Annotated in this window: 15 protein-coding genes; 7 read left to right on the forward strand and 8 right to left on the reverse strand. The window is 56.2% G+C overall.

All coding sequences use genetic code 11. From position 1 onward, the window contains the following. Window positions 1–48: 48 nt before the first annotated feature. The 8 genes from RBH33_RS04050 to RBH33_RS04085 form a co-directional block, all read right to left on the reverse strand. The gene (locus tag RBH33_RS04050; protein ID WP_306730852.1) at window positions 49–1,236 is read right to left on the reverse strand and encodes an ABC transporter permease; all 1,188 of its coding nucleotides are present in this window, start codon (window positions 1,234–1,236) and stop codon (window positions 49–51) included. Between the two features lie 2 nt (window positions 1,237–1,238). Next, window positions 1,239–2,363 carry an ABC transporter permease gene (locus RBH33_RS04055; RefSeq protein ID WP_306730853.1) on the reverse strand — a complete coding sequence of 375 codons (1,125 nt, stop codon included), beginning with the start codon at window positions 2,361–2,363 and terminating at the stop codon, window positions 1,239–1,241. A gap of 35 nt (window positions 2,364–2,398) precedes the next feature. Continuing rightward, the gene (locus RBH33_RS04060; protein WP_306730854.1) at window positions 2,399–3,127 is read right to left on the reverse strand and encodes an ABC transporter ATP-binding protein; all 729 of its coding nucleotides are present in this window, start codon (window positions 3,125–3,127) and stop codon (window positions 2,399–2,401) included. A gap of 57 nt (window positions 3,128–3,184) precedes the next feature. After that, window positions 3,185–4,402, reverse strand: coding sequence for an efflux RND transporter periplasmic adaptor subunit (locus RBH33_RS04065; protein ID WP_306730855.1), 1,218 nt, complete (start codon window positions 4,400–4,402; stop codon window positions 3,185–3,187). A gap of 225 nt (window positions 4,403–4,627) precedes the next feature. After that, complete coding sequence (locus tag RBH33_RS04070) at window positions 4,628–6,496, reverse strand: SLC13 family permease (RefSeq protein ID WP_306730856.1); 1,869 nt, start codon at window positions 6,494–6,496, stop codon at window positions 4,628–4,630. A gap of 40 nt (window positions 6,497–6,536) precedes the next feature. Continuing rightward, complete coding sequence (locus tag RBH33_RS04075) at window positions 6,537–7,487, reverse strand: VanZ family protein (RefSeq protein ID WP_306730857.1); 951 nt, start codon at window positions 7,485–7,487, stop codon at window positions 6,537–6,539. Then, window positions 7,484–8,200 (reverse strand): hypothetical protein, encoded by a 717-nt coding sequence (locus RBH33_RS04080; protein WP_306730858.1) that lies wholly within the window; start codon window positions 8,198–8,200, stop codon window positions 7,484–7,486. Before RBH33_RS04080 ends, RBH33_RS04075 begins: the two co-directional genes overlap by 4 nt. Window positions 8,201–8,330: 130 nt before the next feature. Further along, window positions 8,331–9,692, reverse strand: coding sequence for a deoxyguanosinetriphosphate triphosphohydrolase (locus RBH33_RS04085; protein WP_306730859.1), 1,362 nt, complete (start codon window positions 9,690–9,692; stop codon window positions 8,331–8,333). A gap of 333 nt (window positions 9,693–10,025) precedes the next feature. Here RBH33_RS04085 and atzF point away from each other — a divergent pair, with 333 nt between their 5' ends. The 7 genes from atzF to urtD all read left to right on the forward strand — a co-directional run bounded on the left by atzF (window position 10,026) and on the right by urtD (window position 22,280). Then, window positions 10,026–11,813 carry an allophanate hydrolase gene (gene atzF, locus RBH33_RS04090; RefSeq protein WP_306730860.1) on the forward strand — a complete coding sequence of 596 codons (1,788 nt, stop codon included), beginning with the start codon at window positions 10,026–10,028 and terminating at the stop codon, window positions 11,811–11,813. A gap of 331 nt (window positions 11,814–12,144) precedes the next feature. Continuing rightward, window positions 12,145–15,780, forward strand: a complete 3,636-nt coding sequence (gene uca / locus RBH33_RS04095) for an urea carboxylase (RefSeq protein ID WP_306730861.1) — start codon at window positions 12,145–12,147, stop codon at window positions 15,778–15,780. A 523-nt stretch (window positions 15,781–16,303) separates the two neighbouring features. Beyond that, window positions 16,304–17,020 carry a GntR family transcriptional regulator gene (locus tag RBH33_RS04100; protein WP_306730862.1) on the forward strand — a complete coding sequence of 239 codons (717 nt, stop codon included), beginning with the start codon at window positions 16,304–16,306 and terminating at the stop codon, window positions 17,018–17,020. 228 nt (window positions 17,021–17,248) lie between these two features. Continuing rightward, window positions 17,249–18,496 carry an urea ABC transporter substrate-binding protein gene (urtA, locus tag RBH33_RS04105; RefSeq protein ID WP_306731270.1) on the forward strand — a complete coding sequence of 416 codons (1,248 nt, stop codon included), beginning with the start codon at window positions 17,249–17,251 and terminating at the stop codon, window positions 18,494–18,496. A 71-nt stretch (window positions 18,497–18,567) separates the two neighbouring features. Beyond that, entirely contained in the window at window positions 18,568–20,229 is a 1,662-nt protein-coding gene (urtB, locus tag RBH33_RS04110) for an urea ABC transporter permease subunit UrtB (protein WP_306730863.1), read from the forward strand. A gap of 72 nt (window positions 20,230–20,301) precedes the next feature. Continuing rightward, the gene (gene urtC / locus RBH33_RS04115; protein ID WP_306730864.1) at window positions 20,302–21,459 is read left to right on the forward strand and encodes an urea ABC transporter permease subunit UrtC; all 1,158 of its coding nucleotides are present in this window, start codon (window positions 20,302–20,304) and stop codon (window positions 21,457–21,459) included. After that, entirely contained in the window at window positions 21,456–22,280 is an 825-nt protein-coding gene (gene urtD, locus RBH33_RS04120; RefSeq protein ID WP_306730865.1) for an urea ABC transporter ATP-binding protein UrtD, read from the forward strand. The genes urtC and urtD overlap by 4 nt, the downstream gene beginning before the upstream one ends. Window positions 22,281–22,311 lie beyond the last annotated feature (31 nt).

The following is a 22,311-nucleotide window of genomic DNA, read 5'->3' on the forward strand; positions in this document are numbered from 1 at the left end:
CAGCACCGAAGGCTTGACCCGGCCACTCGCCGGGTCAAGCGGGATGCATCAGGTCTCACGCAGTGCGGTAGCCACAGGCAGACGAGCGGCGCGCAGGGCGGGAAACAGGCCGCCGATGAAACCAATCACCACAGCGGCCACCATCCCTTGGTACAAAAGGTCACCCGTTACGGCAAAATCAAACACCACCTGGCTAAAGCTGGCACCGTTAATGGTGGAGACTGTGTAACCGTTGAAGACCAGAAACACCACCAAAGCGCCGATAACGCCGCCTACCAATGCCAAAAGGATCGACTCAACCAGCGTGGAAAACGCTACCGGGAAGGCGCCGAACCCAAGCGCACGCAAGGTGGCGATTTCCCGGGTCCGCGCCGACACCGACGCGTACATGGTGTTGATCGCGCCAAAGATGGCGCCTAGTGACATGAGTATCGCCAGGGGATAACCGACACCGCGAATAAACACACTCAAGGGTTCGGCCTGATCTGCCATATAAGTCGACTCCCGCTGCACATCCACGTCTAAACGCGGGTCGCTGGCCACAGCGGCCACTAGACTTTCAAACGCCTGCTCCGAATCCAACTTTAGGCGCATACTCTGAAAACTGTTCCCACGCCTATAGGCGGACTGAACTGTACTGGCATCGGCCCAAAGCTCGGATTCCGCTGCTCCGTTACCGGCGGCGAAGATGCCCACCACAGTCCACTCGCTTTGTCCCAGTCGAACCGTCGAACCCAAGTTCAAATTGGCGAACTGGTGATGCGCACCACGGCCGGCGATCAGTTCATTGCGACCCGTTTCAAAGTTTCGGCCCTCTATGAACTCGATGTTGTCACGCACCTCGAAAGCACCCTGCTGAACGCCGCGCAAAGGTACATTGGCGCTGGTATTCGTGGCGCGCATGGGCATATCGACCACCACGTACAACTCCGCCGAGGTCACCGGTCGGCCATCCTGGCGCAACACGCCCGGCACGTTTTCAAGCAACTGAACTTCGTCATACCCCAGGCCGCTGCTCATCTCAGAAGTTGCGCCGGAGCGCATGATAATGGCCACATCGTCAGAACCGGCTAGGGTCATGGTGCGCTGAAATCCAGAGGCCATGGATAAAACACCCACAAACACCCCCACCACACAGGCAACACCAAACACCGCCACTGCCGATGAACCTAAGCGCGCCGGTAGGTTGCGAATGTTCATGGCGCACACGGTTATAATTTGCGTCAGTCCGTTCATGTTTAACGTCTCCCCAAGGCGGTGACAATGTTCAGGCGCATGCCCTTCACGGCCGGTGCCATACCAGCCAGTAGCCCCATGATGGCCATGGCGATCAGACCGTCCCGCCAGACCGAGCTGGGCATATGAAAGCCCGGCAGAAAGGCGGCCATTTCGCCCGCCGCGCCCTGCACCAACACGCCCGCCAGCAACAAACCTAGGCCCCCACCAATCAATACCATGAGCAGCGACTCGGCCAGAATCATCAGCAACACCGAGTGATTGGTGAACCCCAATGTCTTGAGTATGGCCATTTCCGGGATTCGCTCACGCACCGCCTGGGACATGGTATTGGCGGCCACCAACAACATGGTAAAAAATACCGCCCCAAGAATAAGGGTGGTAATCGTGCCAATATCGCCAAACTGCCTCAGAAAAGCCTCCACAAACGCCTTCTCAGTACTGGTGCGAGTTTCAGCGGGTGAATTGGCAAACAGAGCATCAACTTCTTCGGCCACGCGCGCCGCTTGGTCGGGATCTTCCACCTCGATCATCAGCCAACCAACGGTGCCCTTATCCCACTCCCGCGCTTCATCGAAGTACTGATAGTGAAACAACATACTTCCGCTGTCCGCCCCGGACGATTCCGCGGTAAAAATCCCTTCAATGACAAACTCCCAGTTCCGCTGCCCTCCTTCACGAGTGAACATGGACATTAGGGGTACCCGGTCGCCCACCTCCCAGCCGAAGCGCTCCGCCAAACTGGTGCCAATAACAGCCCCCATGCGGTTTCGCCGCCAAGCTTGCATCTGCTCTTCCGGAAGACTGATTACATCTGAATAAATATCGAAGTAGCTCTCCGCATCCACCGCAAGCTGAGCGAACTGATTGCGCGGTTCCTGGTAATAGCCGCCGAACCAGTTGGCGTGACTGACTCTGGCTACACCGTCCACGCCGCGTACACGTTGTACATAGCTGTACGGCAAACTCTGAATCAATGAAACGCGATGAATCGTAATCAGCCGGTCGGCGCCGGCAATTTCCGCGCCTTGGGTAAAGGCGGCATTGATGGAGCCCAAGGCACCGAACAATACAAAGGCGACTACGATGGACAGCACAGTAAGTGTCGTACGCAATTTTTTGCGCACGAGGTTTTTCCAAATGAAATAGAGATATTTCATGTTTATTGCCCCGTAATCAGCGCGCCCTTGTCCATATGCAGGGTCCTCTGCGCGTGCTCAGCGGCGCGAGGGTCGTGAGTTACCATAACAATGGTTTTACCTTGCTCGCGGTTGAGGCTCTGCAACAACTGAAGAATTTCATCGGCTGTGGTTCGATCCAAATCACCCGTGGGTTCGTCACACAGCAGCAAATCGGGATCGGACACGATCGCCCGGGCGATGGCCACGCGCTGCTCCTGCCCACCAGACAGCTCACTGGGCGTGTGTTTGGCGCGATCCTTTAAACCCACCAACTCCAATGCCGCCGCGACGTGCTTCTTGCGCTGTTTGGCGGACAATTTGGTGAGCAGCAAGGGCAACTCGACATTGCGTTCAGCGGTGAGTACGGGCATCAGGTTATAAAACTGAAAGATGAAGCCCACGTGTCGAGCACGCCAGCGGGTCAGTTGCCCGGCGCTGAACTGATCGATGCGCTCCCCGGCAATTTTAAGCATTCCGCCGGTGGGGCTATCGAGGCCGCCCAGTAAATTCAACAAGGTCGTTTTGCCCGAGCCTGATGGCCCCATCAAGGCGAGAAAATCACCCAGACGAATATCCAGGTTCAAGCCGGTCAAGACTGGGACTTCTTCCTTGCCTTTGCGATAGCTCTTACTGATGTCTTTAAGCTCCACCAAGATCTCATCTTGATCCGGAGCCGGCTGCGGCGCTGCCGCTGAAGTTGCCTGTGACATAAAGTGTACTCCCCTGTTGTTATTTCGATCGAAGTAGAAGAAAAATCTATAGTGCTGTTATTGAACGGTCACCAAGGCTCCGTCGGTTAGACTCGAAGGCGGCGTGATGATGTAAGACTCACCCGGCGACAGGCCGGCGTTGACCCAAAACTCGCGCTCATTGCGCCGCTCCACAGTGACGTCCCGCCGGTGCGCTTGGCCATCGGCCACAACGTACACGTGGGGAGTACCGCTAAGATCCAAAAGCGCATTCGCTGGCACGATGATATCCGTGCGCGCCTCGACCTCTTGCTCGGCATCGCGCTCCAAAAAGGCGACGCGCACGCCCATTTGCGGCAAAATTCTTGGGTCCAGTTCTTCAAAGCCCACACGCACACGCACGGTGGCCTTTTGCCGGTCGGCCGTGGGCACAATGGCGATCACTCGGGCGGGAATTTGCCAATTGGGGTAGGCTTCCAAAGTCGCGGTGACAGGCTGACCCGCTTTCACTCTGTGGATGTAGCTCTCGTTAACATCCACTTCAATTTCCAGCGAATCCATATCCACGATGCTGCAAATGCCGGTACGGGTGAAGCCGCCACCAGCGGATACCGGGGAAATCATTTCACCGGGCTGGGCATCTTTGGAAATCACGACACCACGAAATGGCGCGCGCAGCACCAGATCGTCCAGCTCCTGCTGCTGCAGTTCCACCCGGCGTTGCGCACTGAGTACTTGCGCCTGACGGGCCGACAATTGGGCGCGCTGGGACTCCGCGTTGCTGCTGGCGGCATCCAGATCCGATTCGCTCACCAGTTGACGCTGGAACATGACAGAAACACGTTCGTGAGCACGTTCAGCCTCACTGAGGCGCGCCCGGGTCTCCTCGAGCTGCGCATGCGCCAGCGCCAAACCGGCTTCTTCCACCGCCAGATAGCGGCGATGATTTGAATCGTCCAGGCGGGCGACCACTTGGCCTTCCTCCACCGTCATGCCTTCTTCTACAAGAACTTCCAGCACCTTAGCCGTGACTTTCGAGGAGACCGTGGCGTAGCGGCGGGGAGTGACATAACCGGTGGCGTCCAGCACGCTGGAGCCCGCAGCATTGCTGCTGGCCACACGTGCCGTTTGAGTTTTTACGGCGTGGGTTTCGGGAGAGGAAAACAGCCAAATCAAACCGATCACTGAAAACACAGCCAGGGTGGCGGCGAGGATGCCTGGCCACTTGTGCGGGGATTGCGGTTCGTCGTCCCGATCAATACGCAGTTGGGACATGAGTTCGGTCTTATTCTTCATGGGGACTTCCTGGTTAATTTGTCCGCGCACCATACTGCCGCTGGCTATTGAAGCACCGTTTCAGACGTATAGCAAAGTACGTATGGGCGCATTAAAAAAGTGACGTTTATTGTCATTCAGAATAGGGAACATTAAGGGTGCCGCCAAGTGGACCCTATCATTAAATGCTTGTGACAAATGTAATAAGTTATTAGGAAGTCATTCCAAGCACAAATGGTAACATTTTCAATGCAGGGGCCAGATCCAGAGCAGCAGCGGGGTGCCCAGAGCGACTACGATGATCTCCATGGGCAACCCCAGACGCCAGTAGTCGCCAAACCGAAAACCGCCGGGACCCAAAATCAGAGTGTTATTCTGGTGAGCAATAGGCGTCAGGAAAGCACAAGAGGCTCCAATGGCGACCGCCATGAGAAACGTGTCGGCATTTACCTGCAACTGATCTGCACTGCTGATCGCGATCTGGCACATAACCGCCGCAGTGGCCGCGTTGTTCATGAAACTGGAAAGCACAATGGTGACCACCATAATAATCACCAGAGCCATAACAGCGCCGCCAAACGAAAACAGCTCCAGCAACCAGACAGCCACCAGGTCCGCCGCACCGGTGTTGGCCATCACACCCGCCACCGGCATCATGGCCGCCAACAGAACGATAACCGGCCAGTCGACGGATTCATACACTGAGCGCAAAGGGATGATACGCAACGCCATGTAAGCCAGCATCGCACCGGCGAACGCCACCGCGGCCGTAAGCCAGCCCAACGTTGCCAGCAGCACGGCCGCCATCAAAATGCCCACGGCGATGATTGCCTTGCTCTTATTGGGAATGTCGACGGAGCGCGCGGCCAAGGGTATACAACCGTACTCGCGAGCAAAGGCGCCGAGAGAGTCCGCCGGGCCTTGCATCAGCAACACATCCCCGGCTTCGATTGGGGTGGTTCGCAAGCGTTTAACGGAGCGGCGCCCTTGGCGAGACAAAGCCAAAAGGTTCACGCCGTAACGCGCACGCAGGTTAATGTCGCTGGCACTGCGGCCAATGAGCGTTGAATCGGTTTTCGTGACCAATTCCTGTATGGCGATGTCGCTGTCTTCCAGTGAAGATCGCTCAGTGTCTTCTTTGTTGCCGTCTGTACTGTCTTTTCTGTCTTCGCTGTTGTCCCGCTCAGTCTGCTGCGCCCTTTCGGTGGCATTGTCTTGCGGGCCTTCAACCGCTTCTTCCAAGCTTAAACCGAGGCTGGATAAAACCGAAGACAAAGACTCGGGTTCCGCTTCCAGAACCAGAATATCCCCGGCCTGTACAAGTCGGCCCGAGCGTGGGGCCAAGACTCGCATTTCATGGCGCACCATCCCGATGATTTGGGCATCACCTTCGTCGAGCAGTTGCTCCACTTCGCCAAGCGTTTTACCGACCACTTTGTTTTTTTCGGTCACGCGCACTTCAGTAACGTAAGTGGCGGTTTCAAAACTCTCGACACTGGCCGCTACTCGCTTAGGTACTAAGCGCCACCCCAGCAGAGCAATAAACACCACACCCACTAGGGCCACCAGGCCACCCACAGGCGTGAAGTCAAACATATTGAAGGCGCCCGCCCCTTGCTCGGCACGGAACCCGGACACGATCAGGTTCGGAGGCGTACCGATAAGGGTAGTCATACCTCCCAAAATTGTGCCGAAGGCCAAAGGCATTAATAGGCGACCCGCCGGTACCCCCTGTTTGCCAGACAACTGAATAGCGATGGGCATCAACAGTGCAAGCGCGCCCACATTATTCATGAACGCGGACAACGCTGCGCCGAGACCTGTTAAAGCGACAATGCTCAAGCCCAACCCTGAGTTTTGAGGTATCAGGCGCTGGGCCATAACATCAATGGCGCCGGTCATTTGTAGGCCTCGACTAATCACCAACACACTGGCAACGGTGATGACGGCGCCGTGACCAAAACCTTCAAAGGCTTGCTCATCGGGGATCAGTCCCGCCACAACGCACGCCAGCAGGGCTGCTAGAGCTACCATATCGTGGCGCCAGCGGCCCCATAGAAACATCCCCAGCGTCGCGGCCAGGATGGCGAGAATGGTTATCTGATCATGGGTCACAATTCAGGTGCCTTTTCGACTTCGGGACCAACAATTATTTTTACTCCAGACGGAGATGGTCCAGATACACGGTGCGCGGCTGCTCCAGATTGTGAACAAAGAGCTGAAACTGCTGAATTTCCGCCATATTCATGTCTCGGCTTTCCGGCGCGCTCCGCACGTCCTCAAGAGAAATGCGATACTCATTCCAGCCAGGCTGTACGTCCAAGCGGCGGTTGTATCGATCCGCGTAACGGGGTCGGTCCTTTTCGTGCTGACGGTCATTGATGCGCAAGTTGATTGGCAGTGTCTCGTCACCTGGGTTGTAGAGATCGAACACCAATTCATCATAGCCACGCCAGTCACGGTGCAACGTATAACTCCCAATGCCGGAAAAACGTTTGGTGCTCAAATGCACCGCCAAGCTGTAGCTGCCCTCCCGCACCGGGTCTGTCACTCGTTCAACTTGCCCACTCCACGCTTTCACGTCGTGCCCACTTTCAAAGTTGGAAAGAACCGGAAATTGTTGGATGCGATGGTAATGAGTCACAGCATGGGAGGCCAATCCCGACAGTTGCCACAACAGAAGCACGCTCGCCAGCAAACGGCCAACCCAAACACGCCGGTCGGCCGGTAAACTCCAAAAGAGGCCCAACCAGGTGCCGATCAGGTTGCGCACCACATCTTCCCAGCTGGCGGTACGACCGATTTGCGATTGAATCCCTTCAATAATGACACCGACAACCAGAACCGCCACACTTAATATCAACCAGCGACGTGGGCTATGCATTGACACCACGCTGGCCAGCCAAAGCGACAACACGGCAAAAAACACCATGTGCCCCTGACTCCACAGTTCACGATAAAAGCGTGGCGCTACCCACTCGGGGCCACCGATAAAAAATAATGGAAACGCCACCAGTAAGGGCAGAAGTAACCACACGCGGCGCTGGTACCACAGCCAGGCCCACCATGACTGCCCGGCATTGGAATTCTCCTGGGGTTGCATCAATACACGTACCCCAGCGTCACAAGATAGGAAGGCTCGTCCATATGCACGCGACCGCGGCTGCCAAAGTCCATGCGCGCATCCATTTTTCGCACACTAACGCCAATATGAGTGCGCGGGGAAAACATCCACTCTACCCCCGCTCGGGCGTACCAGGCCACACCCAGGTCATCACCGTTCTCGGTAAGATCGATAACTACGGCGGGTCCGTTGGCCTGTGCCACCGAGGTATCCCGGTCACCACCGCTCGCTCGTCCCCAATAGAGTGCAGGACCAGAAGAAACATAGAAACGCAAACGCTCCGCCGCGCGGATACTAAAAAATCCGCCAAACGTGAGATCACCCATCCACAAATCGCTCCTGACTTTAACACTGCTTCCGGTTCCGGCCAGACGCACAAACATTTCGCGATTACTGCCGTAACCCGCACGAATTCCACCTTCCAGGCCATACTGGAACTGTCCCGACTGTTCCGCACGTTGCAGCACCAAACCAAAAGTGCGGACCGATGCGGATGCGGTAGCGGCTGGTTCCGTACCGGTTGGGTGTACCGGCTCCACCGGCACGCTACCCAATTCCGCCTGTACATAACGGCGCTGGTCAGGAGACGCGAAAGGGTCCCAGAAGTCGGCCGACGCCAGAGGGCTCAAGCACAGCATCGGCAACACCAATAAAGCGTGACGGTACAACCTGTTCACGTAGAATAACGTCTTCATAAAGGTTCCGTAGTTCGCCCAAGTAGGCGCTCTAGTAAAAAACGTTGGCAACACACGACCACCCGAAGGCGGGAGATAGGCGCACCCGCGAAGCGGGAAGCCAGCGCTAAGGCAGATTTTCAACGGTCTGCTAGCTGCTGTTTCCCATACCATTAAATTGCTTCGCCAAATTGGTGGCGTAGTTATCGGTCATGCCGCTGATGTAATCAATAACGGCCATCAACGCCTGGTACTTGTAGCTGCCGCGCTTCTCGAACACTGAGGGGTGAAAATTGTTATCACCGATCAGCGCCAGCACTCGGTGATCTTTGTAAGTCGCTTCACCGGGATTGCCCAACAAAGCATCCACAGCGCCGCACAGAGTGCCCAATAAAGTGCCTATGGTATTGTAAGCGCCGATCTCCAGCTCCACGCGCTTGGCGTGGTTGAATATCTTCTCTCGCGCCAAATCCTTGGCCGCTTGCACCGCTTCCATCACCGGCGGGTCGCACAGAGAAATCAAATCCCCCGGCACTTCTCCGGCCAGGAATTGTTTTTGATGATCAACAAAGGCCTGGGTTCCAGCATCAATCAAAGCGTCAATGACCTTGCCACGTAAAATGGCCGGCTTGCGCCCGTCGTCAACGCGCGCCAGGCTTTTTTCCAGGTCACGAATCTGCGCTGGGTCAATAACCGCACGCAGTATGTCGTAGATTTCCGGCCAATTGAGAATGCCCATTTCCAGGCCGTCTTCCAAATCCAGAATGCAATAACAGAAGTCATCCGCCGCCTCCATCAAATACACCAACGGATGACGGCAGTACCAGTTATCACCCTGAGGCAATAAACCGTTGTGACGAGCAATTTCGTGGAAGTACGGCAATTCGGTTTGAAACACACCGTATTTGTTGTTCTTAGGGCGCTGCCCTTGAATGCTTGGCGTAGAACACCAGGGGTATTTGATGGCGGCCGCCAAAGTGGCGTAGGTCAGGCGCATGCCCTCTTCGTACTGGTAGTACTCCAAAGTGGTGAGCACTCTGAGCCCCTGAGCGTTACCTTCGAAAAGCCGGATGTCATCACGCTCCGGCTCACTCAAGCTGGCCAGATAATGCGCCCCGTCTTTTTGAAACCAGTTGCGAATGGCTTCTTCGCCCGTGTGGCCAAACGGTGGGTTGCCAATATCGTGGGCCAGACAACTGGCCTGAATGATATCGCCGATGTCGGTCGGCTCCAGGTGAGCCGGCAAATCGCCCTTCGCTTTAAGCGCGTTGCCCACGCGCATGCCCAATGTACGACCCACGCAGGCGACTTCCAGACTGTGAGTGAGGCGGTTGTGCACATGGTCGTTGGTGACCAACGGGTGGACCTGCGTCTTGCGCGCTAGGCGACGAAATGCGCCGGAAAAAATAATCTTGTCGTGATCCGAATAAAAGGCCGAGCGCCCCTCTTCACTTTTCGCCGGCCGGTTACCCAAACGCTCGGCGCTCAGAAGCTGCTCCCAATTCATGGACATTGACACACTTCCCCACTGCTTATTGCACAAAAACCAGAGCTTCACTCTACCGCGATCGGCGTTGGCAAGTCACTCCCGACCTCAGGCTTAAAGGATCCAAGTTGCACCATTTTTGTTCAGCCTCTCAACAGGGCGCCCAATTGGGGCGCACAAAATCTCAACTCAATGGAGCGGAAGACAAGTTGACCTCGACGTAAGTAAGCATCCCTAAGCGACTGTTTTTCCAATATTTCTACCGGCGTCACCATACCCTAACAGGGCCTATCCGCCCCATTGGCACAGTTTCTGCTGAATACTGGCTTGTATACAAGATGGTATTTATAAGGAACCCCAATGCATCCGAATGGCTGGACTTTGAGTGAATGGGCGCACGCCTATGCTGAGCAATCCCTGGATCCGCGCCGCGCATTGCACGAACTGCGCAGCCACTTGAAGCCAGAGGACCCAGCCTGGATTTACATTATTTCAGAAGCTGAGCTAGACGCTCAGTTGGAGCGGCTGGCAACGCTTGGCAGCCCCGAAACCCTGCCACTGTATGGCGTACCCTTTGTGGTAAAAGACAACATCGACGTAGCCGGGCTGCCCACCACCGCCGCCTGTCCCGCCTATACCTACGTTGCCCAACAGGACGCCACCACCGTCGCGCGCTTAAAAGCCGCCGGAGCCATCGTACTGGCCAAAACCAACCTGGATCAGTTCGCCACCGGCCTTGTTGGCACACGCTCCCCCTACGGCGCCGTGCCCAACAGTTTCAACCCCGAGTACGTCTCCGGCGGTTCCAGCTCCGGGTCAGCCGTGGCCGTAGCCACAGGCTTGTTTCCGTTCAGCTTGGGAACCGACACCGCCGGCTCCGGCCGAGTACCCGCAGGCTTTAACAACATTGTCGGCCTAAAACCCACCAAAGGCCGCTTCAGTACACTGGGCGTAGTACCCGCCTGCCGCAGCCTGGACTGCGTATCGATATTTGCCTTAACCGTTCAAGACGCCGATACCGTAGCCTCCGCGTTGGAAGCGTTTGACCCGGCCGATGGCTACTCCCGCAAGCCGCCAGCACCTCCCGTATACCTAAGCCAAAAACCGCGCTTCGGAATACCCAGCGACCCGCTCTGGTTTGGCGACCACGCCTCACAAAACGCCTGGGAAAAAACCCTGGCGAAGCTGAAAACCCTGGACGTCGAACTGGTGCCCTTGGACTTCACCCCCATGCGTGCCCTGGCCGAACTGCTCTATGGCGGCCCTTGGGTAGCCGAGCGTCACGCCGCCATCGCCGAATTTATGCGCGACCACGCCGACGACATGAACGACGTAGTCAAAGGCATCATCGAACAGGCCGAACGCTTTACCGCCACCGACGCCTACCGGGCCGAATATCGGCGCGCCGAGTTAGCGCGGGAAATTCAAACCCTAATGCAAAGCGTCGACGCCCTAGTAGTGCCCACCTCACCACGGCTCCCCACCATCGCCGACGTAGCCAAAGATCCCGTGGGCGTTAACAGCCAACTGGGCACCTGGACCAACTTCGTCAACCTGGCCGATTGCTCCGCTTTGGCCCTACCTGCCGGCATTCGCACCGACGGCCTGCCGTTCGGCATCACCCTGATAGGCCCCGCATGGCAAGACGCCGCCCTGGCCGAATTCGGCCACCGCTGGCAAAAAGCCGCCCCCTGGAAACTGGGCGCCACCGACCGAAACGCACCGTCAACAACAGAAGCCACAAGCGCACCCGAAGGCTACGTGCGCCTCGCCGTCGTCGGCGCGCACCTGACCGGCATGCCGCTCAACAGCCAATTGACCGAACGCAACGCCCGCTTTGTGGAAAGCACCCACACCGCCGATCAATACCAATTATTCGCCCTGCCCAACACCACTCCGCCGAAACCCGGTTTGATTCGCAGTGGCCAAGGCAAAGAAATCATCGTCGAGCTTTGGGACATACCCGTCCAACAGTTCGGGAGTTTTGTCGCCTTGATTCCAGCTCCCCTCGGCATAGGCACCCTGACACTCAACGATGGCCGTCAAGTGAAAGGGTTTATCTGTGAAGGTGCTGCCGCGGAAGGCGCAGAGGACATAACACATTTGGGTGGCTGGCGAGCATACATTCAGGCGCTGAAAGCGAATTAATGGAATTTTATTTTTTGAATTGATTAAGAAGGTTGCGATTTATCTGGCGCATGTCGAAGAAGAACGACAGCGCGCCGCACAGTAAGCCCAACCCAACGTAACGCCACATGATAAGTAACGATTGGCAGCAAGGCCGGTGGGGTCAGGCTTTCTGGAACCCTCGCGTCACGGACGACGCGCGGGAGCTACAGGGATGTGTTCACCGCGTTTCCAGAAAGCCTGACCCCATCGGCCAACTCTCAGCGCTTCAAAACAGCGCCATGGAGAACCAACACCAGCAAGCGCCACCACAAGACAGGCACAAATAAATAATACTGGGGAGATAACTCACATGTTCCACACAGTCCTAATCGCCAACCGAGGCGAAATCGCCGTCCGCATCGCCAAGACGCTAAAAACCATGGGCATCAAATCCGTGGCCGTATACTCCGACGCGGATCGCAACAGCGCCCACGTGGACGCCGCCGACATCGCCGTGCCACTGGGCGGCAACAGCGCCGCCGAAAGCTACCTGAAAACCGAAAAAATCCTCGCCGCCGCCAAAGAAACCGGCGCCCAGGCCATCATCCCCGGCTACGGATTTTTATCCGAAAACGCCGACTTCTGTGAACAATGCGAAGCCGCCGGCATCGCCTTCTGCGGCCCCACACCCAACCAGATTCGCGAATTCGGATTAAAACATACCTCCCGCGACATCGCCGAACACGCCGGCGTACCCCTAACCCCGGGTACCGGACTTCTAGGATCTTTAGAAGAAGCCATCGAAGCCGCGCAACGCATTGGCTACCCCATCATGCTCAAAAGCACCGCCGGCGGTGGCGGCATCGGCCTAACCCGATGCGACGACCAAGCTGCCCTAGTGGAAGCCTACGAAAGCGTCAAACGCCTGGGCCAAAACTTCTTCAGCGACAGCGGCGTCTTCATCGAACGCTTTGTGGATAACGCTCGCCACGTCGAAGTACAAATTTTTGGTGACGGAAAAGGCGGAGTTTTAGCACTGGGCGAGCGCGACTGCTCCCTGCAACGACGCAACCAAAAAGTCGTCGAAGAAACACCCGCACCGCATCTGCCCCCCACCACCCGACAACGCCTACTGGACGCCTCAGTACAACTGGGCAAAGCCGTCCAGTATCGCTCCGCCGGCACCATTGAATACATCTACGACGCCGCACGGGACGACTTCTACTTCCTGGAAGTGAACACCCGTCTGCAAGTAGAACACCCCATCACCGAAGCCTGCACCGGCGTCGACCTGGTGGAATGGATGATTCGCACCGCGGCGGGTGAAGCGCCGGACTTAAACACCCCCATCGAACCCAAAGGCGCGGCCATAGAAGTGCGCCTCTATGCAGAAGACCCAGTGCGCGACTTCCAACCCTCCCCCGGTGTACTGACGGACGTGCAGTTCCCAGAAGAAGCGCGGGTAGACACCTGGGTGGCCACCGGAACAGAAGTGTCCGCCTACTACGACCCCATGATTGCCAAAATCATTGTGACCGGAAAAGACCGCGCCGATGCCATCGCCAATATGAGCCGCGCCCTGAACAACACCCGGGCCATGGGCATCGCCACCAACCTGGATTACCTGCGCCAAATCGTCGCCTCCGATTTTTTTGCCAACGGCGACGTGGCCACCAACAAGTTGGCCAGCTTTGACTACCAGCCGCCGGTCATCGAAGTGTTACAACCGGGCACCTACACCACCGTGCAAGACTACCCCGGCCGCGCTGGCTACTGGGGCATAGGCGTACCGCCTTCCGGCCCCATGGACGATTACGCCTTCCGGCTGGCCAACCGTATTGTTGGCAATCATGAGAGTGCAGCAGGCCTGGAAGTTACCCTCATCGGACCAAAACTGCGTTTTCATACCGACACTGTCATCGCCTTAACCGGCGGCGAATCAGCGGCGACTTTGGATGGTAAACCGATCGAGTTCTGGCAGCCGGTGACCGCCAAAGCCGGCCAAGTATTAGACGTGGGCAAGGCCGCAAAAGGCTGCCGCTCTTATTTAGCCGTGCGCAACGGTTTGGACGTGCCTCTGTATTTGGACAGCCGCTCCACCTTCGTACTCGGTCAGTTTGGTGGCCACGCTGGCCGCACCCTGCGCGCCACCGACATGCTGCCCATTAGCAACCCGGAGCTACCCGCCTGCACAACACCCGCGCCGGATTATGAGCCCGCCGCGGCACCGAGTGGACTGATTCCCCAATACCCTGAACCCGTTAACGATGTTTGCGAATGGGAAATCGGTGTACTTTACGGCCCCCATGGCGCACCGGACTTTTTCCAACCCGAAGCCATCGAGATGTTTTTTAACACCGCTTGGGAAGTGCACTACAACTCCAACCGTTTGGGCATTCGCTTGAACGGACCCAAGCCCACTTGGACGCGCAGCGACGGCGGCGAAGCCGGCCTGCACCCCTCTAACATTCACGACACCGAATACGCCGTAGGCTCCATCAATTTTACCGGCGACATGCCGGTGATTTTGACCAAAGATGGCCCGAGCTTGGGTGGTTTCGTCTGCCCGGTCACCATCGTCAAGGCCGAGCTTTGGAAAGTGGGCCAGGTAAAACCCGGCGATAAAATTCGTTTTAAACGCCTAAGCTTTGATACCGCTTTGGCCATGGAACTGGCCACCGACCGCGCCATGGAAAGTTTGACCGAGCAGCCGCCTGTTACGAACGTCCCAGTGGTAGCGCCCGAACATGAGTTGTCCGCGTGCATTCTGGCCAACCTCCCGGAAACCGAAGACCGACCACAAGTGGTGTATCGTCAAGCCGGGGACAAATACATTCTGATTGAATACGGCCCGCTGGAAATGGACCTGCGTTTCCGCCTGCGTGTGCACGCCTTGATGGAGGCACTCAAAGAGAACCCGGTGGACGGCATCATCGAATTATCGCCCGGTGTTCGATCCCTGCAAGTAAACTACGACAGCCGTATCGTTCATCAGCGCGACCTGGTGGCAACCTTGCTTAACACGGAGGCAACCCTGCCCCCCGTGGACACCATGCGCGTACCCAGCCGCATCATTCACCTGCCCATGGCCTTCGAAGATTCCGCCACGCTGGACGCCGTGGCTAAGTACCGGCAATCGGTGCGCGACACGGCCCCTTGGCTGCCCAGTAACACCGAGTTTATGCGTCGCATCAACGGACTCGACAGCATCGACGACGTACGCGATGTACTGTTTAACGCGAGCTACCTGGTACTGGGATTGGGTGATGTTTACTTGGGCGCGCCCTGTGCCGTACCGATTGACCCGCGGCACCGATTGCTGACCTCCAAATACAACCCCGCACGCACCTACACCGCCGAAGGCACCGTGGGCATAGGCGGCGTATACATGTGCATTTACGGCATGGATTCACCGGGTGGATATCAACTGGTGGGCCGCACCCTGCCCATTTGGAACAAATTCCTGAAAAGCCCAGTGTTTGTGAACGGCGAACCCTGGCTGCTGAAGTTTTTTGATCAGGTGCGCTACTACCCAGTCACCGAAGAAGAACTGACCGAACAGCGGGAGGCCTTCCGTGAGGGACGGCTTAGCATTCGTATTGAAGAAGAGTACTTCGATATCACCGAGCATGAACAATTCCTGAAAGACAACGCCGACAGCATTGCCCAGTTCCAAACCAAACAGCATGCCGCCTATGTAGAAGAAGTTGCCTTGTGGCAAGCGGATGAAGAGCAGGAAGTTGAAAAAGCGCTGCAAGCCAAAGCACCCTCCGGACCCGTAGAGGTGGACGGCCACGCTGTGACCGCTGACATCAGCGGCAGTATTTGGAAGCTGCTGGTTGAGCCGGGTGAGACAGTGGAGGTAGACCAACCACTGCTGATTGTGGAGGCCATGAAAATGGAATTTTCTGTCTGCGCCGACCGTTCTGCGACCGTAAGCAGCATTCACTGCGAGCCGGGCAATCAAGTCAATGCGGGCGACCTATTGGTTGTCCTCCAAGACTAGGAAATTCGATTGATCAGGCAGGGACGCCTCTCAGTTTTTATGAACACAATTTTGTCGCGCGCCATTTTAATGCACACCCATGCACAGAGCATTTCTCTGGTGCACAAAAAGCGCGCACTGAAAGCACTAACAATAACGCAACAGCAGTCTCTCTTTTTCAGCAAGACACCAAGACCCCAGCTGTGACGCGGCCTTCAGAACAAACACCGGGTCTCTAGTGGTAAGCCATCAGATTGGCACACTTAGTGCTGAATACAAGACTGCATACAAGATGCACCGGAGCAAGACTCATGAAGCTAGCCAGACAGGAACCTACCTGCTGGCAAATAGGTAACTCACGTTTCGGGGTTAAAACTTGTTGGGTGGCACTAAGCTGGCGTGGCGAACCCCACTGCGGGACCGTCGGAGGCAGGGATGCCGACGTCGAGCTTACAGGGATGTATTCACAGCGTGTCCCGCAGTGGGGTTCGCCATGCCGGCGTCTCGGATCGAACCCCGAAACATGAGTATTGAGGTCTAAACCGTGAAAAAGAAAGATCGCCAAAGCCTGACCGAACGAATCTACCTCGCCATCAAAAGTGAGATTTTTGACTTCGTATTGCTGCCCGGCGACCGGTTTACCGAAAACGAAGTGGCCGAACGTGTAGCGGCCAGCCGCACCCCAGTCAGGGAAGCGCTTATGCGTCTGCAGCGCGAAGGGTTTGTTGAAGTCTCCTTCCGCAGCGGTTGGCAAGTGCGGCCTTTTGATTTTGAGCAATTCGAACAACTTTATGACGTGCGTATCGTGCTCGAAATGGCGTCCGTTCGTCGACTGTGTGAAATGGAACTGGCCACCGGGCTGGACGAGTTGAAACGCATCTGGTTGGTGGAGCCCGAGGATCGGTTAAAGGATGGCCCCACGGTGTGCGCTTTGGACGAAACTTTTCATGTGCAACTGGTGGCGGCCACCGGCAACGCTGAAATGGCTCGCATTCACCACGATATTACCGAGCGCCTGAGGATTATCCGACGCATTGATTTTACCCAGCGCCCGCGAGTCGAGGCCACCTACGAAGAACACGCCAAGATTTTGCGCACCATCATCAAACGTCGGCCCGACGACGCACAGCGGTTACTGAAAACACACATTGAAGAAAGTAAAGCGGAAGTGCGCAAAATCACCTTACACATGCTGCACGAAGCACGACAAAACCAAGGCTTACGGCCCGAAACCTACGAGCAACTGCCGTCACTGATCTAGTAAAAAACGAAAGCAATTCGCTAGCCGAGTAAATAAACACCAGGAATTTTCAGGACGAAGATTTCTTCAGAAGTAGAGTGATCAGGGAGTCATCCTCAACCGCGTTCCCCGGGCGCAGAGGTCATTTATTCAACAACTTGTAGCGTAATAATCAACGGAGATCGACTTATGAAGCTTACGAAATATTTCAAGCCCATTGCGGCATTAGGCCTCGCCTGCACACTGGCAATGACGGGACTAACCGCCCACGCAGACAAGCCCCCCATTAAGGTGGGCGTACTGCACTCTTTGTCCGGCACCATGGCAATTTCAGAGACCACCCTGAAAGACACGGTGGAAATGCTGGTAGAGCAACAAAACAAAAAAGGCGGCCTTCTGGGCCGGAAGCTGGAAGCGGTTGTTGTTGACCCTGCCTCCAACTGGCCCCTGTTCGCTGAGCGCACTCGCGAGCTGATTGAGCAGGAAGGCGTTGACGTTATCTTTGGCTGCTGGACCTCCGTATCCCGTAAGGCGGTACTGCCAGTGATCGAAGAGTTGAACGGCCTGTTGTTCTACCCGGTTCAATACGAAGGTGAAGAGTCTTCGCGCAACGTTTTCTACACCGGCGCCGCGCCCAACCAGCAAGCCATCCCCGCTGTGGACTACCTGATGAACGAGATGGGCATCGAGCGTTGGGTTCTGGCTGGCACTGACTACGTATACCCGCGCACCACCAATCGCATTCTGGAAGCCTACCTGAAAGCGAACGGCGTGGCCGATGCTGACATCATGATCAACTACACGCCTTTCGGCCACTCTGACTGGCAGAACATTGTTGCGGAAATCAAACGCTTCGGTGGCACCGGCAAGCCCACCGCCGTGGTTTCCACCATCAACGGTGATGCCAACGTGCCTTTCTATCGCGAACTGGGTAACCAGGGTGTTTCCTCTGAGGACATTCCCGTAGTGGCTTTCTCTGTGGGTGAAGAAGAGCTGTCTGGCATGGACACCAGCCCGCTGGTCGGCCACATGTCCGCCTGGAACTACTTCATGAGCGTGGAAACGCCTGAGAACGAAGCCTTCATCAAGCAATGGCACGACTTCATCGGTAACACCAACCGGGTTACCAACGACCCGATGGAAGCACACTACATTGGCTTCAACATGTGGGTGAAAGCGGTTGAGAAAGCCGGTTCCACTGAATCCGACAAAGTGATCGACAGCATCGTTGGTGTAGAAGTACCTAACCTCACCGGTGGCGTCAGCCGCATGCTGCCCAACCACCACATCACCAAGCCGGTATTGATTGGTGAAATTCAGGAAGACGGTCAGTACTTCGTAGTTTGGGAAACCGAAGATTTGGTTCCCGGCGACGCCTGGTCCAACTACCTGGAAGGCAGTAAAGATCTGATCGCTGACTGGACCGCTCCCATCAACTGCGGAAACTACAACACCAAGACCAAACAGTGTATCGGTTCGGCCGCCATGCGCGACTAACTCAGTAGTAACTTTTCCCCGCCCGCCTACGGGCGGGGAATGCTCAACGCTAAATTTCACGAGGCAGGTTTATGACCGACAATTGCCACCACACATTATGGCGCTCGCTTTCGAGGTTCTGCCTGTTTTTTGTTTTTGCCATCACCTGCAGCGCTACGCTCCATGCACAGGATGAGGCTGCAGTAAACGCGGAGGTTACCGAGGCTCCTACTTTTGAAGAGCTGGTCTATCAACTTGTGCAAGGCAACCTGCGACAAATGGGCGAAGCTGTTGACGCTCTGACCGAACTGGACAACCCGCGTGTAGTTGACGTGTTCGACGCACTGGGTAGTGGCGACCTGTACGCCGACCGCTCCGAGCCACCCACCATTGCTATCCGGCACAACAACGGCTCCACCACAGAATTTTTCACCGGCGCACCATTACTCGACGAGACGGTGGCCGAACTGCGGCAGGTGCGTATCAACAACCGCCTGCGCAGCCAGCTGCGTACTCTTATGGCACAGCTCAGCATCAACGATGAAAGCGTGGACGTGCGCTACAACGCCGTGCGTCGCATGATTCGCGACGGCGTGGATGAAGACACGATTACGCTCCTCCAAGACCGACAACGAATCGAATCTGCAGCTCGGGTTAATGGCGCTATAGCCACAGCCCTGGCACTTTACGAATTACGCAGTGATCAACCGACGCGCCGCTTGGAAGCCATTAGCATACTCAGGGGCTCCCTAGAGCGCGAAGCACGCAACACCTTGCGTCAACTGTCAGAAAATGACCCTGACGAGGAAGTACGCACCGCGGCCGAAAACGCGCTTAACTCCATCGCCGGTAAGATGCGCTTTTTTCGCTTTATTGAAACCGTATTTTTTGGCCTCAGCCTGGGTTCCGTACTGCTGCTTGCGGGCATCGGTTTGGCCATCACCTTCGGCGTAATGGGCGTTATCAATATGGCCCACGGCGAACTGATTATGATCGGCGCCTACACCACCTGGATGGTGCAGCAACTGTTCCCCGATTTGATTCAATGGAGCCTGCTCATCGCGATTCCTGCCGCGTTTGTGGTGTCCGGTTTAGTGGGGATTGCCATTGAGCGGGGCGTGATCCGCTTTTTGTACGGCCGACCACTGGAAACCCTGCTCGCCACCTTTGGTATCAGCCTGATTCTGCAGCAGGCGGTGCGCACCCTGTTCACACCACTGAACCGCTCCGTCAGCTCGCCTGACTGGATCAGCGGCGTGCTCACCATTAATCCGGTGCTCTCCATTACCTACACCCGGCTATACATTCTCATTTTTGGTCTTCTGGTGTTTGCCGCGTTGATGCTGGTGATGAAACGCACCTCGCTGGGCTTGAAAGTGCGCGCTGTTTCTCAGAACCGTGCTATGGCGCGCGCCGTCGGTGTACGTTCCAGTTGGGTGGACGCACTGACCTTTGGCCTCGGTTCGGGCGTGGCCGGCATTGCAGGTGTGGCCCTGTCACAGATCACCAACGTCGGCCCCAATCTGGGTCAGGCCTACATCATCGATTCCTTTATGGTGGTGGTGTTCGGCGGCGTGGGCAACTTGTGGGGCACGCTGGTAAGCGCCATGAGTTTGGGTTTAATCAATAACTTCCTTGAGCCCTACGCGGGCGCCATGTTGGCCAAGGTCATGGTGTTGATCATGCTCATCCTGTTCATTCAGAAACGCCCCAAAGGATTGTTTCCGCAGAAGGGCCGCGCCGCCGCCGACTAAGCGAGCACAAGCAAACGGATGGCGGGCTTGCCCCGCCGCACCCGAACGAACTGTATTTTTGAGACCACTTTTATGTTGATGCAACGTCTATTACTGAGTGATCGCGGCGGCATGGTCGTACTGGGCATTATCGCCGTGGCGACACTCCTCATTCCCATACTCAACTTGGCCGTACCGCCAGACTCCCCCTTCTACGTGTCAAACTACATGGTGGCATTGTTGGGCAAGTTTTTGTGCTTTGCGCTACTGGCTTTGTCCGTGGACCTTATCTGGGGCTATGCGGGCATTCTGTCACTGGGCCACGGCGCCTTCTTCGCCCTAGGCGGATACGCCATGGGTATGCACCTAATGCGACAGATTGGCGACCGGGGCGTGTACGGCCATCCCGAGCTGATGGATTTTATGGTGGTGATGAACTGGGAATCCCTACCCTGGTACTGGCAGGGCTTTGATATGTTCTGGTTCGCCATGCTGATGGTGCTGCTGGTGCCGGGTTTGCTAGCTTTGGTTTTTGGCTTTCTCGCCTTTCGCTCTCGCGTCACCGGTGTGTACTTTGCCATTATCACTCAAGCACTGACCTACGCATTGATGCTGGCATTTTTTCGCAATGAGATGGGCTTCGGTGGCAACAACGGCCTGAACGATTTTAAAGAGATTCTAGGCTTCAGTATCAGTGCCAAAGGTACAAGGGTAGGCCTGTTTGTCACCTCCGCGGTGATGTTAATTCTCGCTTATATGGCCTGCCGGTACATTGTTACCTCGCGCATGGGGCGAGTCATCCTGTCCATTCGCGATGCGGAGAGCCGCACCCGTTTCAGTGGTTACAAAGTGGAGTCCTACAAACTGTGGCTGTTTGTATTCTCCTCGATGCTTGCCGCTATCGCGGGCGCTTTGTACGTTCCCCAAGTGGGCATTATCAACCCCGGTGAATTCTCCCCACTGAACTCCATTGAAATGGTGATATGGGTGGCGGCGGGTGGCCGGGGCACACTGTTTGGCGCCATCGTCGGCGCCTTCTCCGTAAACTACGCGAAAACCTTTTTCACCTCCTGGTCACCAGAAGCCTGGCTGTTCATTCTCGGCGGTTTGTTCGTACTGGTGACCTTGCTGCTACCGAATGGTTTGGTAGGCCTGTTTAACCGCTTCCGCCGCAAGCTCAAACACGAGCTTCCGGAGGAGGAAGAGAAAGCAGACGATGAATCAGAACTCAAAAGCGGAGGCAACCAATGAGCTTTATCAGACAAGCCCGCGAGTTCGGCTACCGAGCCATCCCTAAACGGGACCCTAACTTTGGTGCCAATCTGGACACCAGCCACGGCCCGGTCCTTTATGTGGAAGGCATAACCGTCAGCTTCGATGGCTTTAAAGCGCTGAATGATCTGAACCTTTATGTGGATGACGGCGAATTACGTTGCATTATCGGACCCAACGGCGCTGGCAAGACCACCATGATGGATGTGATCACCGGCAAAACCAAGCCCGATGCGGGTACGGTTTATTTTGGCCAACAGATTGATTTGTTGAGCCTTTCCGAACATCAAATCGCCCGTGGCGGCATTGGCCGGAAATTTCAGAAGCCCACCGTTTTTGAACCGCTAAGCGTATACGAAAACTTGGAGCTGGCCATCGCCGGCGACAAGCGGGTATGGAGCACATTACTGAAGGATCTCACTGGCGAGCAGCGCGATCGCATCGATGAAGTGCTACATCAAATTGGCCTGCCTAAACACCGCCATCAACTGGCGGGGGCGCTGTCCCACGGGCAAAAACAGTGGCTGGAAATCGGCATGCTGTTAATGCAAAGCCCGCGTGTGCTGCTGGTGGATGAACCGGTGGCCGGCATGACCGGTGAAGAGGTAGAGCACACGGCGCAACTGCTTACCTCCCTGGAAGGTAAACACTCCGTAATCGTCGTGGAACACGATATGGCGTTCGTGCGCTCCATTGCCCGCAAGGTCACCGTGCTGCACCAGGGCTCGGTTTTGGCGGAAGGCACCATGGACCAGGTACAAAACAACCCCAAAGTAGTGGAAGTTTATCTGGGCGAGTAATGGCGCCAACGCGCACCGAATGAAAAGTGAA

Origin of the sequence: Marinimicrobium hydrolyticum, from assembly GCF_030848505.1 — a bacterium.
Taxonomy (GTDB): domain Bacteria; phylum Pseudomonadota; class Gammaproteobacteria; order Pseudomonadales; family Cellvibrionaceae; genus JAVDDU01.

Bases quoted from the DNA above. Each gene is read 5' to 3' on its own strand.
- urtD (WP_306730865.1), top strand. From the start codon at position 21,456: ATGAGCTTTATCAGACAAGCCCGCGAGTTCGGCTACCGAGCCATCCCT.
- uca (WP_306730861.1), top strand. From the start codon at position 12,145: ATGTTCCACACAGTCCTAATCGCCAACCGAGGCGAAATCGCCGTCCGC.
- urtA (WP_306731270.1), top strand. From the start codon at position 17,249: ATGACGGGACTAACCGCCCACGCAGACAAGCCCCCCATTAAGGTGGGC.
- urtC (WP_306730864.1), top strand. From the start codon at position 20,302: ATGTTGATGCAACGTCTATTACTGAGTGATCGCGGCGGCATGGTCGTA.
- RBH33_RS04085 (WP_306730859.1), bottom strand. From the start codon at position 9,692: ATGTCCATGAATTGGGAGCAGCTTCTGAGCGCCGAGCGTTTGGGTAAC.
- RBH33_RS04065 (WP_306730855.1), bottom strand. From the start codon at position 4,402: ATGAAGAATAAGACCGAACTCATGTCCCAACTGCGTATTGATCGGGAC.
- RBH33_RS04050 (WP_306730852.1), bottom strand. From the start codon at position 1,236: ATGAACGGACTGACGCAAATTATAACCGTGTGCGCCATGAACATTCGC.
- RBH33_RS04060 (WP_306730854.1), bottom strand. From the start codon at position 3,127: ATGTCACAGGCAACTTCAGCGGCAGCGCCGCAGCCGGCTCCGGATCAA.
- urtB (WP_306730863.1), top strand. From the start codon at position 18,568: ATGACCGACAATTGCCACCACACATTATGGCGCTCGCTTTCGAGGTTC.
- atzF (WP_306730860.1), top strand. From the start codon at position 10,026: ATGCATCCGAATGGCTGGACTTTGAGTGAATGGGCGCACGCCTATGCT.
- RBH33_RS04080 (WP_306730858.1), bottom strand. From the start codon at position 8,200: ATGAAGACGTTATTCTACGTGAACAGGTTGTACCGTCACGCTTTATTG.